This is a genomic window from Enterococcus sp. DIV1767 (assembly GCF_050542585.1).
GTDB lineage: Bacteria > Bacillota > Bacilli > Lactobacillales > Enterococcaceae > Enterococcus_D > Enterococcus_D innesii.
In genome coordinates, this window is sequence record NZ_CP172936.1 from 3,457,501 (window position 1) to 3,472,061 (window position 14,561).

Sequence of the window (14,561 nt, forward strand, 5' to 3'; positions counted from 1 at the left end):
TTTGGAATTTCTCCGCTACCCACACCTCATCCCCGCACTTTTCAACGTACGTGGGTTCGGTCCTCCAGTGCGTTTTACCGCACCTTCAACCTGGACATGGGTAGATCACATGGTTTCGGGTCTACGACAACATACTCATTCGCCCTATTCAGACTCGCTTTCGCTGCGGCTCCGTCTCTTCAACTTAACCTCGCATGCTATCGTAACTCGCCGGTTCATTCTACAAAAGGCACGCTATCACCCATTAACGGGCTCTAACTTGTTGTAGGCACACGGTTTCAGGATCTATTTCACTCCCCTTCCGGGGTGCTTTTCACCTTTCCCTCACGGTACTGGTTCACTATCGGTCACTAGGGAGTATTTAGCCTTGGGAGATGGTCCTCCCGGATTCCGACGGAATTCCTCGTGTTCCGCCGTACTCAGGATCCTCCTAGGTGTTATCCAAATTTCGCCTACGGGGTTTTTACCCTCTTTGACATACTTTTCCAAGTATTTCGACTATCTGAATAGACTACCATATCGGAGTCCTACAACCCCAACAAGCAAGCTTGTTGGTTTGGGCTTTTCCCGTTTCGCTCGCCGCTACTCAGGGAATCGAATTTTCTTTCTCTTCCTGCAGGTACTTAGATGTTTCAGTTCTCTGCGTCTACCTCGACTGCGCTATGTATTCACGCAGACGTAACATCCTATAAAAGATGCTGGGTTCCCCCATTCGGAAATCTCTGGATCATAGCTTACTTACAGCTCCCCAAAGCATATCGGTGTTAGTCCCGTCCTTCATCGGCTCCTAGTGCCAAGGCATCCACCGTGCGCCCTTATTCACTTAACCTTTGACCTTACGGTCGGTTTTGAGTACTTCTTCTAGCGATAGAAGGTTGCTCAAGAAAATAAGCGTTGAACTTATTAAAAAACTCTTTTAACATTTCAACTCGGTGTGTGTTACTTGTTTTGTTTTTTCTTCGATATCCAGTTTTCAATGAACAAATTTGTTTGAGAGTAAACCTCTCAAAACTGAACAAAGGCAAACGATGTGTAGTCTTCCGAAATATTCCTTAGAAAGGAGGTGATCCAGCCGCACCTTCCGATACGGCTACCTTGTTACGACTTCACCCCAATCATCTATCCCACCTTAGGCGGCTGGCTCCAAAAGGTTACCTCACCGACTTCGGGTGTTACAAACTCTCGTGGTGTGACGGGCGGTGTGTACAAGGCCCGGGAACGTATTCACCGCGGCGTGCTGATCCGCGATTACTAGCGATTCCGGCTTCATGTAGGCGAGTTGCAGCCTACAATCCGAACTGAGAGAAGCTTTAAGAGATTAGCTTAGCCTCGCGACTTCGCAACTCGTTGTACTTCCCATTGTAGCACGTGTGTAGCCCAGGTCATAAGGGGCATGATGATTTGACGTCATCCCCACCTTCCTCCGGTTTGTCACCGGCAGTCTCGCTAGAGTGCCCAACTAAATGATGGCAACTAACAATAAGGGTTGCGCTCGTTGCGGGACTTAACCCAACATCTCACGACACGAGCTGACGACAACCATGCACCACCTGTCACTTTGCCCCCGAAGGGGAAGCTCTATCTCTAGAGTGGTCAAAGGATGTCAAGACCTGGTAAGGTTCTTCGCGTTGCTTCGAATTAAACCACATGCTCCACCGCTTGTGCGGGCCCCCGTCAATTCCTTTGAGTTTCAACCTTGCGGTCGTACTCCCCAGGCGGAGTGCTTAATGCGTTTGCTGCAGCACTGAAGGGCGGAAACCCTCCAACACTTAGCACTCATCGTTTACGGCGTGGACTACCAGGGTATCTAATCCTGTTCGCTCCCCACGCTTTCGAGCCTCAGCGTCAGTTACAGACCAGAGAGCCGCCTTCGCCACTGGTGTTCCTCCATATATCTACGCATTTCACCGCTACACATGGAATTCCACTCTCCTCTTCTGCACTCAAGTCTCCCAGTTTCCAATGACCCTCCCCGGTTGAGCCGGGGGCTTTCACATCAGACTTAAGAAACCGCCTGCGCTCGCTTTACGCCCAATAAATCCGGACAACGCTTGCCACCTACGTATTACCGCGGCTGCTGGCACGTAGTTAGCCGTGGCTTTCTGGTTAGATACCGTCAAGGGATGAACATTTTACTCTCATCCTTGTTCTTCTCTAACAACAGAGTTTTACGATCCGAAAACCTTCTTCACTCACGCGGCGTTGCTCGGTCAGACTTTCGTCCATTGCCGAAGATTCCCTACTGCTGCCTCCCGTAGGAGTCTGGGCCGTGTCTCAGTCCCAGTGTGGCCGATCACCCTCTCAGGTCGGCTATGCATCGTTGCCTTGGTGAGCCGTTACCTCACCAACTAGCTAATGCACCGCGGGTCCATCCATCAGTGACGCAAAAGCGCCTTTCAACTTTCTTCCATGCGGAAAATAGTGTTATACGGTATTAGCACCTGTTTCCAAGTGTTATCCCCTTCTGATGGGCAGGTTACCCACGTGTTACTCACCCGTTCGCCACTCTTTTTCTTTCGGTGGAGCAAGCTCCGGTGAAAGAAAAAGCGTTCGACTTGCATGTATTAGGCACGCCGCCAGCGTTCGTCCTGAGCCAGGATCAAACTCTCATAATGATTTGTTTGAATGACCAGATGGTCATTAAGCTCATAAAAATTAACTTTGCTAGCTATTGCTTGCATGTATTTGTTTCAATAAATTGAAACGTCCTACACATTGGTTCGTTTGCTTGCTTTGTTCAGTTTTCAAAGGTCTACCGTGCTGTGTTAGCAACTTTTATATCATATCAGAGCGACGTTTGATTGTCAACTCTTTTTTTAAAAGTTTTTTTCGCTCGTTGTTTTTCAACTTCGTAGCGGCTGTCTCAGCGACTTTATTAGAATAACAAATGATTTGTTATTTGTCAACAACTTTTTTCAATTAATTTTGTTGATGTATCAACATTGATTAACTGTTTTAAAATTGCGACTTCGTTATAATATCATCTGTCGAGCTGTGCGTCAACTACTTTTTTCAATTCTTTTTAGGAATTCAATTAGTCATTTGGCACATGTAATAATATACCAAGACTTGCGCTATTCGTCAACCATAAAATGATTGATAGACCAACGTTTCTAGTTACTCCGTTTCCAAAGATGATTCGTGATTTTTAGTCCGTGATTTCCGCATTTTTTAAGGACTTTTTCCGTTATTATTTGCCTATCGTTCGTCTTTTTCCTTTTTGTGTTTTCTTAATTCCTATCATTCTTATAAATTTAAGTATGATTTTATCTATTTTGTGGAATATTTGCTAAAATGGAGAAAAGAATATTGTTCCTAGGAGGACCCAGTATGAAAATACTTGTAGCAGATGATGACAAAGAGATCGTAGAACTATTAAGCATTTATTTACACAATGAAGGTTATGAATCGGTCAAAGCATATGATGGAAAAGAAGCACTGACCAAGATCCGCACCACTTCTGATATCGAACTATTGATCTTAGATATCATGATGCCGGAAATGGATGGCATGCAAGTCGTGAAAGAATTGAGAAAAGAATCCCAAATCCCTATTATTATGCTGACCGCTAAAACAACCGATATGGATAAGATTCGTGGATTGGTCGCCGGTGCGGATGATTATGTCACAAAACCTTTCAACCCATTAGAAGTTATGGCCCGGGTAAAATCGTTATTGAGAAGAACCAAGATGCAGGCTGCTTCAAATCAACCAGAGATTCTGGAAGTAAGCTCTCTTATTATCAATCGCGATTCCCATGAAGTAAAAACCGTCGATGGCAACGAAATTCAATTGACTGCATTAGAATTTGGTATCCTCTACTTACTGGCATCGCATCCCAACCGTGTCTTTAGCGCCGATGAGATTTTTGAACGAGTTTGGAAACAAGAAAGTGTCGTTTCTGCCAAAACAGTTATGGTCCATGTCAGTCACTTACGAGATAAGATCGAAGAAGCCACGGATGGTGAAAAAGTCATCCAAACAGTATGGGGGGTCGGCTACAAAATAGATGCGAAGTAAACCAACTGAAAAAAAGCGCAACACACCAATCGAAAAAAAGAAACGGATCACGTTGACCTCAAAGGAAATCAGTGAGTTATTTGCCGAAGGAATTGTAACGATTGTTCTTTTACTTCTATTAAATATCGCTATTTTGGTCATCTTGACCTCAATCGTTGAAAACTCACCAGATTTAGTTGATGCCATCTACGCATCGAAGAATGCTTTCACGTCTGCCTTTAATACGGATATCTTCCGCAGTGGGCGTAACTTCATTCTACCGATGTTCTTCCTATTAGATGTGATCGTCTTATATTGGCGTTTGATTCGCCGCTACCATCAAATGCAGCTACGTCACATCATCAGTGAGCTTCATTTTATTGCGGAAGGCAATTACGATCATCGCATCCCCTTCGAGTTACGGGGCGATTTAAGTCGGATTGTTTCTAATATCAACGGCTTAGTCGACAGTACGGTGGCGGCGATCGAAGATGAACGGCGGATCGAGCAATCCAAAGATGAGCTGATCACCAATGTTAGCCATGACATTCGGACACCATTGACTTCGATCATCGGCTATTTAGGTCTAATTGAAGATCGACAATACCATTCAGAAGAAGAATTGCTGAAATATACCCATACGGCGTATGTCAAAGCCAAGCAAATGAAATCACTCGTCGATGATTTGTTTGAATACACAAAAGTGCGCCAGCCTAGCGTCCCAATCAATGTGATGGAATTTGATATGGCCCAGCTAGTTGAACAATTGGCGGCAGACTTTGAATTAGAAGCTAGTCGAAAAGGCATCAAGATCGAAACCTACACCCGTCCAGAGCATATCGAAATGGATGGCGATACCGAAAAACTGGTGCGGGTCTTCAATAACTTGCTGTCAAATGCCTTGAAATACGGCAAAGGCGCCGATAAGATCCGCATGGAAGTCGAGAAAGTCGGGACCGAAGCGATCTTAACAGTCAAAAACAATGGGCAAATGATCCCTAAGCAAGCCCTTGATTCTCTATTCGACCGTTTCTACCGAGTGGAAGAATCCCGCTCTCAAGAAACAGGAGGAACTGGCTTAGGTCTAGCGATCGCTCAAAGCATCGTCGCCTTACATGGCGGCTATATCTATGCCAAGTCAACGCCGGAATGGACGTCCTTTATTATCCATCTCCCGTTGAAACGCAACAACTTATCCAACACACAAACCTATGGTTGACGACCCAACATTTTTTGGGTATGCTAGAGAAAATAATCAAGGCACAGAACCTAGTATATTTTTTTCATCTGTATAGAGAGCTGATGGTTGGTGAAAATCAGTGTTGGAAAAAATAGAATCCAGTTCTTTAACGTGTATTTTTCGAAAGAAAAATCGTTGGCTCACGATACGAGCAGCAAGGGCAGCGCAAGCTGAACTTGGGTGGCACCGCGAATGGTCATTTCGTCCCAAGCAATACGGGATCGGAATGGCCTTTTTTCTATGGAAAAATCAAAGGAGGATGTATCACTATGTTAGATGTAAAAATGATTCGCCAAAATTTTGCTGAAGTACAAAGCAAACTCGCAACACGCGGCGTGCAAAAAGAAGTGTTGGACCGCTTTTTAACGCTTGACGAACGTCGCCGAGAACTCTTAGTCCAAACGGAAGAACGCAAGAAATTGCGCAACGATGTTTCTGGTGAGATCGCTGCCTTGAAACGGGCGAAAGAAGACGCGGCAGATAAAATTGCCCAAATGAAAGAAGTCGGTAGCCAAATCAAGCAATTGGATGAAGAAATCGCCCAAATCGATGAAGACATCAAAGAGATCGCCACGACATTGCCGAACTTGCCGAATGATTCTGTTCCGGTGGGCAAAGATGAAGACGACAATGTAGAAGTCCGCCGCTGGGCAGAACCAAAAACCTTTGACTTTGAACCAAAACCCCATTGGGAGATCGCAGAAGACTTGGGGATCCTCGACTTTGAGCGGGGTGCCAAAGTTTCTGGTAGCCGTTTTGTTTACTACAAAGGCTTAGGTGCTCGTTTGGAACGTGCCTTATACAACTTCATGTTGGATCAGCATGTTTATGAGCATGGATATACAGAGATGATCACCCCGTATATCGTCAACAGCCAAGCAATGTTCGGTACTGGGCAATTTCCGAAGTTCAAAGAAGATGTTTTCCAATTGGCAGACACTGATTTGACTTTGATCCCGACTGCGGAAGTACCTTTGACCAACTACTATCAAGGGGAGATCTTAGAACAAGAGCAGCTCCCTGCCTACTTCACTGCCTTGAGCCCATCATTTCGTTCGGAAGCCGGCAGCGCTGGCCGTGACACTCGCGGCTTGATTCGCTTGCATCAATTCAATAAAGTCGAAATGGTGAAATTCAGTGATGCAGAACATTCTTATGAAGAATTAGAAAAAATGACGGCTAATGCCGAAGACATTTTGCAAAAACTCCATTTGCCTTACCGTGTGCTTAGCTTGTGTACAGGAGATATGGGCTTTTCTGCAGCGAAGACCTATGATTTAGAAGTATGGATCCCTGCCCAAGAGATGTATCGTGAGATCAGCTCTTGCTCAAACTGTGAAGACTTCCAAGCACGCCGTGCTATGATCCGTTACCGCGATCAAGAGGGCAAGATTCACTACATGCATACACTAAACGGCTCTGGTCTGGCCGTCGGTCGGACGGTGGCTGCAGTGCTTGAAAATTATCAAAACGAAGACGGCAGTGTAACGATACCGGAAGTTCTGGTTCCTTACATGGGCGGACTGACAAAAATTGAAAAAGCCTAAGCCTTAGTAACCTCAGTAGCAACCCCTAGAGAACAGTCACACCGCGTGAACGTTCCCTAGGGGTTTTCTTGTTCACGTCGCCTGTAGTGGTTTCAATCCCCCCTAGCCACTTTGATCGCTTCTTGCAAGAGAAACAACGCAACAAGGTTGTAATTTTTAAGCGAATAATTAGAAAAATCCCTTTGTCTTTTTAATCCTCTATCAGAAACCGGGCATGATCGTTGAAAGTGCCTGTGACTTATGGTAACGTGGGCATAATTTAGGATGGAATGAAGGGAGCTTCACCAATGCCCGAACGAAAGACCTATGCCCGTCGGAGTGACTTACACAAGAAACCAAACAATAATCAAAAACGAACAACATCAGCTGAAGAAAGACCGAAAGGACCACCCTCGAAAAAGAAGCCGTATCGAAAAGCAATTTTTTCCTTATTCGCCTTATTATTGATCGTTTTGATCGCAACGGCTGGCTCAGTCCTTTACACGTTGCACCAACAAGAAGTTGCCGCCCAAGCAAAATATGAGGCAGCTGCAGAGAAATTACTGGCATCAATCCAAGCAGAACAAAGCCAAAATGGGTTAAAAACAACGCCTGAAGTGCTCTCCAAAGGAGCAAACAAAGAACTGATCTACCGCCCGCAAGACCTCGATACGTTTCCCATCAAAGATATCAAAGATCGGTTGACGAAAGCCGCTGAGTCATTGCGCAAAAAACAAACGGAAAAAGAAGTCGTCACCGTTGCCCGTATCCAAGCACAAACAGTAGCTGCAAAAGTCTCTACCTATTCATTAAAAGCCGACAGCTATGTATGGAATCGAGAAACCGGTCGTTTTGAAGATGCTGATCGTTTAACAGATGCACCGATCTTTGTTTCAGAGAAGACACAAACCGAATTGTCTTTGAAAGAACTGGTTCCTGATGAAGGCAGCTTATTAGGTATTCAACAAGTCATTCAACAGAAACTGCTGGATCAAGCTAAGGAACCCGCAAAAATCATCAACGCCGTCTTGGCCATGGAGCGGATCACCTTCGATTCGAAATTTACTTATGATCCAGAGAAGCTGACCATCGAATTGCCAAAAAATCAGACGGGAGCGACGGAAATCACCCTGTCTTACAGCGAGATCGCCCCATTCATTGATCCTGATCTCGTTGCTGCTGACCAACTCGACAATGCCTTGCCAAGTCTTGACCCCAATAAAAAATACGTGGCATTGACCTTTGATGATGGACCCAACAACACCTCCACCATGGATCTGTTGAACATCTTACAAGAAAATGATGTCAAAGCGACCTTCTTTATGCTAGGACAAATGGTTGAGCAATATCCGCAAGCTGCCAAAAAAGTCCAAGAAGCTGGACACGAGATCGCCAGTCATTCTTACTCTCATCCGCAGCTGAATACTCTTTCAGCGGAAGATTTGCAGTCAGAAGTCACGAAAACCAATAAAGCCATTTACAATGCGACGGGTTTACTACCTAGGAATTTACGGCCCCCTTATGGCGCTATCGACAAACAAAGCGCAGAAACCATCGGCATGCCGATCATTCAATGGGACATCGATTCTCAAGACTGGAAATTGAAGGATCCGAAGAAAATCAATGCCTTGGTTCAACAAAATGTCTTTAATGGTGCCATGATCTTGATTCATGATATCCACCCGAAATCTGTGAAAGCTGTACCGGGAGTCATTAAAACGCTCAAAAACGAAGGCTACGAATTCGTGACCGTCGATCAATTATTAGGCGCACGGCAAAAACCGCTGCATCAATACTTTGGGATGAACGATGAACGCCTCGTTGATTAAGAGAAAAAGGAACGCAGCAAATTGTCTCTTGCTGCGTTCCTTTTTGGTTATTGGATCGTTCCCTCTTTTTTAGCCCTTCTTTTCTTCATACACATTAGTCACAAAAATTTGAATCAATAGATCAGCGACAGCTTTTGGCGGCATCGTTGAAAAATCTTTGAGCCAGCGTTCGATCAACCCGATAGATCCGCAGACAAAAAAGCTCAGGCACAGCTCCAATTCTTCCTCGGAAGCATCTTGAAAGTATTGGGCAAACCGTTTCAAGGTCTCCGGTTTAATCTCAGACAACAAAAGATTCAGCAAATGGCTGTTGTTCAACAAAATCAAATGGGTGGTACTAGGATTCTCATACAAAATCGTCAATAGCTTTTCCAGCCAAAGATCCAATGACAAATTTTCCTGCTGCAAGTTCGATGCGATCTGCTCAACGAGCTCCCCTTCGATCTCCTCCAACAAAGCGGCCGTATCCTTATAATATTTATAAAATGTTCCTCGGTTGATATCGGCTCGTTCCGCAATCTCTTTGATCGTGATTTTGCGATACTCTTTTTCCAACAATAACTCCTGAAAGGCGCGCCGGATCACTTTTTTCGAGTAGATCGTTCGACGGTTCCCGACAGTCCCTACCATATCGTTTCCCCTTTTCTCTATACATTTGATCAATATTTGTCTATTTAATGACAAATAAGCAAGCATTGAGGATTGCTCTTACTTTTCTTTCTTAGTATACTAACACCATGTGATTAAATCAACACGTGTTTAAAAAATGGAGGCTTTATTAATGAGTTATGTTGAAGTAAAGAATGAATATAAACGCTATCAGATGGGCGAAACCACCATCACTGCCAACAACGATCTTTCCTTTGCCATTGAAGAAGGCGAACTAGTAGTGATCCTTGGACCCAGTGGTGCCGGAAAATCGACCGTTTTGAATATTTTAGGCGGGATGGATTCGCCAGATGAAGGAGAAATCATTATCGACAATGTCGATATCGCGAAGTTTAACGACAAACAGCTGACGGAATACCGCCGCACAGACGTCGGGTTCGTCTTCCAGTTTTATAATTTGGTCCCGAATTTGACAGCAAAAGAAAACATTGAATTGGCAACAGAAGTCTCACCGAATGCACTCGATCCTGATGAAGTCTTGACCCAAGTCGGGTTAGAAAACCGCAAAAACAACTTTCCTTCGCAGCTTTCTGGTGGGGAACAGCAGCGGGTATCGATCGCTCGGGCGTTAGCCAAAAACCCGAAACTGCTGCTATGCGATGAACCGACTGGTGCCTTGGACTTTGAAACAGGAAAACAAGTGTTGAAGCTTTTGCAAAACGCTAGCCGGAAAAATGGCAATACGGTGTTGATTATCACCCATAATAGCGCCATTGCCCCGATCGCCGATCGGGTGATCCATATCAACGATGCCACTGTCCGTTCCATTGAAGAGAATCCTCATCCCATCTCGATCGATGAAATCGTTTGGTAGGAGGATCTGATGAAAAATAAGACCTATCTTAAAGCAAGTTTGCGAGAGATTCGCCAATCAAAAGGCCGCTTTATCGCAATCACCTTGATCATTTTTTTAGGAACGTTTCTCTTTGTCGGTGTCAAAGCGACCGGCCCGATCCTGAATCATTCCGCGAGTGAATATGTCAACGGCCAGCATTTAGCAGATCTGCAAGTCACTTCCACGCTGGGATTGACGGAGGAAGACATTGATGCCGCGGAAAAAAGCGGTGCTCACACAGAAGCCGCCTATCAATTTTATTACGCTGCCAATTCAGATGAAGTCGTGCAAGTGACCTCTTATGACCCCTCACAGGAACTCAACCAGTTACTGGTGAAGGACGGCCGACTGCCAGAAAAAGCCGATGAAATCGTGCTGGATACCGAAGCAAAAAATTATGGCTGGCAAATAGGTGATACTTTTACGATCGATGATGCCGATAATCTGTCGGACAAAGAGTATACGATCGTTGGGTTTGCCACTTCTCCGATTTATATCAGTGCTGCCGAACGGGGCTATGCGAATGTCGGCAGCGGTGTCGTGACGTACTTTGCTTATGTACCGGAAAAACAGTTCACGATGGAGGTCAAATCGATCCTCTATCTCGCCTTTGATGATATCGCCGGGCTTGAAACATACTCCGATGCGTACACCGACAAGATGGCAGCCCATCAAGAAACGATTGAGGAACTGTTTGCGGACCGTCCTAAAGAACGCTTAGCAGAAATTCAACAAGACGCTTTTGATGAATTAGCCCCTGCAGAAAAAGAAGTCCGCGATGGACAAAAACAGTTAACTGATGGACAAGCCCAACTGGATCAGGCCAAAGCGGAACTAGAACAACAGCAAGCCGCCTTAGCACAGCTGCCGCCCGTACAACAAGCAGCCCTCGAAGGCCAATTGGCAGCTGGGGAAGCAGAATTGACACAGCAGCAAGACCAATTAGATGAACAGCAACAAGAACTAACTGATGCCCAACAAACACTGGCAGAAAAACGGGCAGAGATCGAAGACTTGGCAGAGCCCACGTATCTTTACAACCAGCGCAAAGACAATCCCGGTTTCCAAGAATATGGTGGGCTGTCTGATCGTATCGCCGCAATCGCCAATGTATTCCCAGTCTTCTTCTTCTTTATCGCTGCGTTGATCACCTTTACGACACTGACGCGGATGGTAGAAGAAAACCGCAAAGAGATCGGTACCTTAAAAGCGATGGGCTATGGCAAAGTCGAGATCTCCCTTAAATATTTGATTTATGCCCTCCTTTCTTCGGCCATTGGCATTATTAGTGGGGCCGTATTAGGAACCGAACTGTTGCCGCGTTTGATCTATTTCCTATCCAGCGAACGGTATCTTTTAGACGGGATTCGCGTCTATTATGTCTGGTCGCCAATTATTTTGGCCGCAATCGCCTTTTTACTGGCGACGCTTGGTGCCTGTCTGTTTGTTCTGATCAAAGAATTGCGGGAAAAACCCGCTCAGCTACTGCAAGTTCGGGCGCCAAAACCTGGGAAACGGATTTTATTAGAAGCCATTACCCCCTTATGGTCCCGTTTAAGCTTCAATCAAAAAGTCAGCTTCCGTAACATCTTCCGCTACAAATCGCGAATGATCATGGCGATCATTGGCATCGCCGGTTGTACGGGACTGATGGTGGCAGGCGTTGGGTTGAAAGATTCCTTAAGTGCTGTGACTGCGAAACAATTTGGACCCATTACGGATTATCAAGCCGTCGTGACCTTAAATGATGCGAAGGAAGAAACCGTTGCTGCCGCTGAAACGGTTTTAACAGACGAGCCTCTTGTGACCCATTCGATGCTAGTCTACAATGAAACGATCGAGATTCGACCGGCTAACCAAGGAAAACAAAGTCTGACCTTGATGGTTCCGGCAGATCAAGAAGCTTTTACCGACTATGTCCATTTGAAAACAACGGCAGGACAGAAGCTGTCATTAACAGAGGGTGCCGTGCTGACTATGAAGTACGCAGAATTGTATGATCTGCAGGTTGGCGATACATTGACCTTCTATACCAGCGATCAAGAAGCCTTTGAAGTACCTATCAGCGGCATCGCAGAAAACTATTTAGGCAATTCCCTTTATCTGTCACCAACCGTTTATGAAGAAATCACCAATAGTACCTTTGAACCGAATGCGTTCTTAGTCAAAAGCAAGACGATGACGAAAAAGCAAGAGGAAGCTTTATCAACAGCCTTGTTAGATACCGACAAAGTCAAAAACACGACGTTCCTTTCCACTCAGATCAAAATGCAGGATGATTCGATGGGCAACTTGAACTCCATTGTCTTGATCTTAGTTGTATTATCAGGGGCATTAGCCTTTGTCGTCTTGTATAACTTGACCAACATCAATGTTTCCGAGCGGATTCGCGAACTTTCTACCATTAAAGTATTAGGGTTTTACAATAAGGAAGTCACCATGTACATCGTACGGGAAAATATCGTCTTTACGTTATTTGGGATTCTCGCAGGCTACGTGGTAGGTTACTTCTTGACTGACTTTATTTTGATCCAAGCTTCGATGGAAAACATGGTCTTTCCATTAGTGATCAATTGGCCGGCCTATGCTTTAGCCGGCGGCATGACGATTCTCTTTACGATCATCGTGATGTGCGTCACCCATGTGAAACTGACTCATGTCAACATGATCGATGCATTGAAATCAAACGAATAAGCTGCTGCTAAAGCGATTTGCTGATCATCCAGCAGTGATTTTAAAGAAAAGGACGCCACTCTTGCCTAGATAGCTGAGAGTGACGTCCTTTTTTGAACAAATAATCCCCTCTGTCCGCTTTTGAACAGAGGGGATCGTTTGTTTTCACGTGAAACATTTTATGATTTTACAGAGTAGTTCGGTGCTTCTTTCGTGATTTGAACATCGTGGGGATGTGATTCTTTTAGTCCGTTGCCGCTCATTTGGATGAATTGTGCTTCATCACGTAATTGCTGTAGATTGCCAGCACCGACATAACCCATCCCTGATTTCAACCCGCCGATCATTTGGAAGATGATATCAGAAACGCTGCCTTTATAAGCGACACGCCCTTCAATGCCTTCTGGAACCAATTTGTTGGCTTCGTTTACGCCCCCTTGGAAGTAACGGTCGCTGGAGCCTTTTTCCATTGCCCCCAATGAACCCATTCCGCGGTACGTTTTGAAGCGACGGCCTTGATAGATTTCGAATTCACCTGGTGATTCATCGGTTCCTGCCAACATGCTACCGAGCATTACGGCATGACCGCCAGCTGCTAAAGCTTTGACGATATCGCCAGAGTACTTGATCCCACCATCAGCAATGATTGCTTTTCCGTATTGACGTGCCACAGAGGCTGCATCATAGATCGCGGTCAATTGAGGAACTCCGACACCGGCTACCACCCGAGTAGTACAGATCGATCCTGGACCGATCCCGACTTTTACGACATCGACACCAGCATCATACAATGCTTTCGTGCCTTCGGCAGTGGCAACATTTCCAGCAATCAATGTCGCTTCTGGGAAATGCGCGCGAATTTCAGAGATTTTGCGTAAAACACCGGCACTGTGTCCGTGGGCAGTATCAATAACGATTGCGTCCACGCCTGCATCCAATAATGCTTGTGCTCGTTCAAAGGTATCGCTGGTAACACCGACTGCCGCTGCCACTAATAGACGTCCATGCGTGTCTTTGGCTGCATTCGGGAATTCGATCACTTTTTCAATATCTTTGATAGTGATCAACCCGCTTAAGATCCCTGCTTCATCAACGATCGGTAATTTTTCGATCTTGTGTTGTTGTAAGATTTTTTCCGCGTCTTTCAACGAAGTACCGACAGGTGCTGTGATCAATTGGTCTTTGGTCATCACATCATTGATCGGCATCGTATAATCCGTGACAAAACGCATGTCGCGGTTCGTGATGATACCGACTAATTTGCGGTTTTCCATCGTTTCTACGATCGGTACCCCACTGATGCGGTACTTGCTCATCAAATGTTCTGCATCAGCAACTAAGTGGGTTGGTGTTAAGAAAAACGGATCGATGATCACGCCGCTTTCAGAACGTTTTACTTTGCGCACTTCATCTGCTTGCGCTGCGATACTCATGTTTTTGTGAATCACGCCAAGTCCGCCTTGACGCGCCATTGAGATCGCCATTTTACTATCAGTTACGGTATCCATACTGGCACTTATGATTGGAATATTTAGTGTAATATTCGGGGCAAGCTGCACTTTCATATCCACGTCATTTGGCAAGACGTGACTTTCTGCCGGAATCAATAAGACATCATCAAACGTTAACCCTTTTTTTACAAATTTGGTTTCCCAGTTGGACATTTTTGTAACCACTCCTTAAAGTTTTTAGGTATTTTAAAAAAAATAGCAAAGATTTTTTCATAAGTCAACCATTCGGAAAGCTTTCTTAATAATCCTCTTCAAACCTTTGGTCAAATCTCATAATTC

General features: G+C 45.1%; 8 protein-coding genes, 2 rRNA genes and 1 other annotated feature (1 of these 11 running past the window's edge). Of the genes, 6 read left to right on the plus strand and 4 right to left on the minus strand.

Translation table 11 applies throughout. The features are described from left to right. Together IGI78_RS16335 and IGI78_RS16340 are read right to left on the minus strand one after the other, a co-directional pair. Positions 1-829 (minus strand): 23S ribosomal RNA (locus tag IGI78_RS16335) (it extends 2,086 nt beyond the left edge of the window). 227 nt (positions 830-1,056) lie between these two features. Further along, a 16S ribosomal RNA gene (locus IGI78_RS16340) occupies positions 1,057-2,615 on the minus strand. Together the 16S and 23S rRNA genes form the textbook arrangement of a ribosomal RNA operon. Before the next feature lie 715 nt (positions 2,616-3,330). Here IGI78_RS16340 and IGI78_RS16345 point away from each other — a divergent pair. The 4 genes from IGI78_RS16345 (at position 3,331) to IGI78_RS16360 (ending at position 8,594) form a co-directional block, all read left to right on the plus strand. Then, the gene (locus IGI78_RS16345) at positions 3,331-4,020 is read left to right on the plus strand and encodes a response regulator transcription factor (RefSeq protein ID WP_008376963.1); all 690 of its coding nucleotides are present in this window, start codon (positions 3,331-3,333) and stop codon (positions 4,018-4,020) included. Then, entirely contained in the window at positions 4,010-5,218 is a 1,209-nt protein-coding gene (locus IGI78_RS16350; protein ID WP_005232945.1) for a sensor histidine kinase, read from the plus strand. The genes IGI78_RS16345 and IGI78_RS16350 overlap by 11 nt, the downstream gene beginning before the upstream one ends. 35 nt (positions 5,219-5,253) lie before the next feature. Continuing rightward, positions 5,254-5,451 (plus strand) — a binding site (T-box leader). Between the two features lie 57 nt (positions 5,452-5,508). Continuing rightward, entirely contained in the window at positions 5,509-6,786 is a 1,278-nt protein-coding gene (gene serS, locus IGI78_RS16355; RefSeq protein WP_086293456.1) for a serine--tRNA ligase, read from the plus strand. A gap of 287 nt (positions 6,787-7,073) precedes the next feature. Continuing rightward, complete coding sequence (locus IGI78_RS16360; protein ID WP_195265673.1) at positions 7,074-8,594, plus strand: polysaccharide deacetylase family protein; 1,521 nt, start codon at positions 7,074-7,076, stop codon at positions 8,592-8,594. 69 nt (positions 8,595-8,663) lie between these two features. On the opposite strand, the gene IGI78_RS16365 is transcribed toward IGI78_RS16360, so the two are convergent. After that, entirely contained in the window at positions 8,664-9,290 is a 627-nt protein-coding gene (locus tag IGI78_RS16365; RefSeq protein ID WP_195265663.1) for a TetR/AcrR family transcriptional regulator, read from the minus strand. An 85-nt stretch (positions 9,291-9,375) separates the two neighbouring features. Here IGI78_RS16365 and IGI78_RS16370 point away from each other — a divergent pair, with 85 nt between their 5' ends. Both IGI78_RS16370 and IGI78_RS16375 read left to right on the plus strand, forming a co-directional pair. Further along, positions 9,376-10,077 carry an ABC transporter ATP-binding protein gene (locus tag IGI78_RS16370; protein ID WP_195265662.1) on the plus strand — a complete coding sequence of 234 codons (702 nt, stop codon included), beginning with the start codon at positions 9,376-9,378 and terminating at the stop codon, positions 10,075-10,077. Positions 10,078-10,086: 9 nt separating this feature from the next. Continuing rightward, positions 10,087-12,792 (plus strand): ABC transporter permease, encoded by a 2,706-nt coding sequence (locus tag IGI78_RS16375; RefSeq protein ID WP_195265661.1) that lies wholly within the window; start codon positions 10,087-10,089, stop codon positions 12,790-12,792. A 158-nt stretch (positions 12,793-12,950) separates the two neighbouring features. Here IGI78_RS16375 and guaB read toward each other — a convergent pair whose 3' ends face one another. Continuing rightward, positions 12,951-14,435 (minus strand): IMP dehydrogenase, encoded by a 1,485-nt coding sequence (guaB, locus tag IGI78_RS16380; RefSeq protein WP_074535545.1) that lies wholly within the window; start codon positions 14,433-14,435, stop codon positions 12,951-12,953. Between the last annotated feature and the right edge of the window lie 126 nt (positions 14,436-14,561).

Bases quoted from the DNA above. Each gene is read 5' to 3' on its own strand.
- IGI78_RS16345 (WP_008376963.1), top strand. From the start codon at position 3,331: ATGAAAATACTTGTAGCAGATGATGACAAAGAGATCGTAGAACTATTA.
- IGI78_RS16350 (WP_005232945.1), top strand. From the start codon at position 4,010: ATGCGAAGTAAACCAACTGAAAAAAAGCGCAACACACCAATCGAAAAA.
- serS (WP_086293456.1), top strand. From the start codon at position 5,509: ATGTTAGATGTAAAAATGATTCGCCAAAATTTTGCTGAAGTACAAAGC.
- IGI78_RS16360 (WP_195265673.1), top strand. From the start codon at position 7,074: ATGCCCGAACGAAAGACCTATGCCCGTCGGAGTGACTTACACAAGAAA.
- IGI78_RS16365 (WP_195265663.1), bottom strand. From the start codon at position 9,290: ATGCTTGCTTATTTGTCATTAAATAGACAAATATTGATCAAATGTATA.
- IGI78_RS16370 (WP_195265662.1), top strand. From the start codon at position 9,376: ATGAGTTATGTTGAAGTAAAGAATGAATATAAACGCTATCAGATGGGC.
- IGI78_RS16375 (WP_195265661.1), top strand. From the start codon at position 10,087: ATGAAAAATAAGACCTATCTTAAAGCAAGTTTGCGAGAGATTCGCCAA.
- guaB (WP_074535545.1), bottom strand. From the start codon at position 14,435: ATGTCCAACTGGGAAACCAAATTTGTAAAAAAAGGGTTAACGTTTGAT.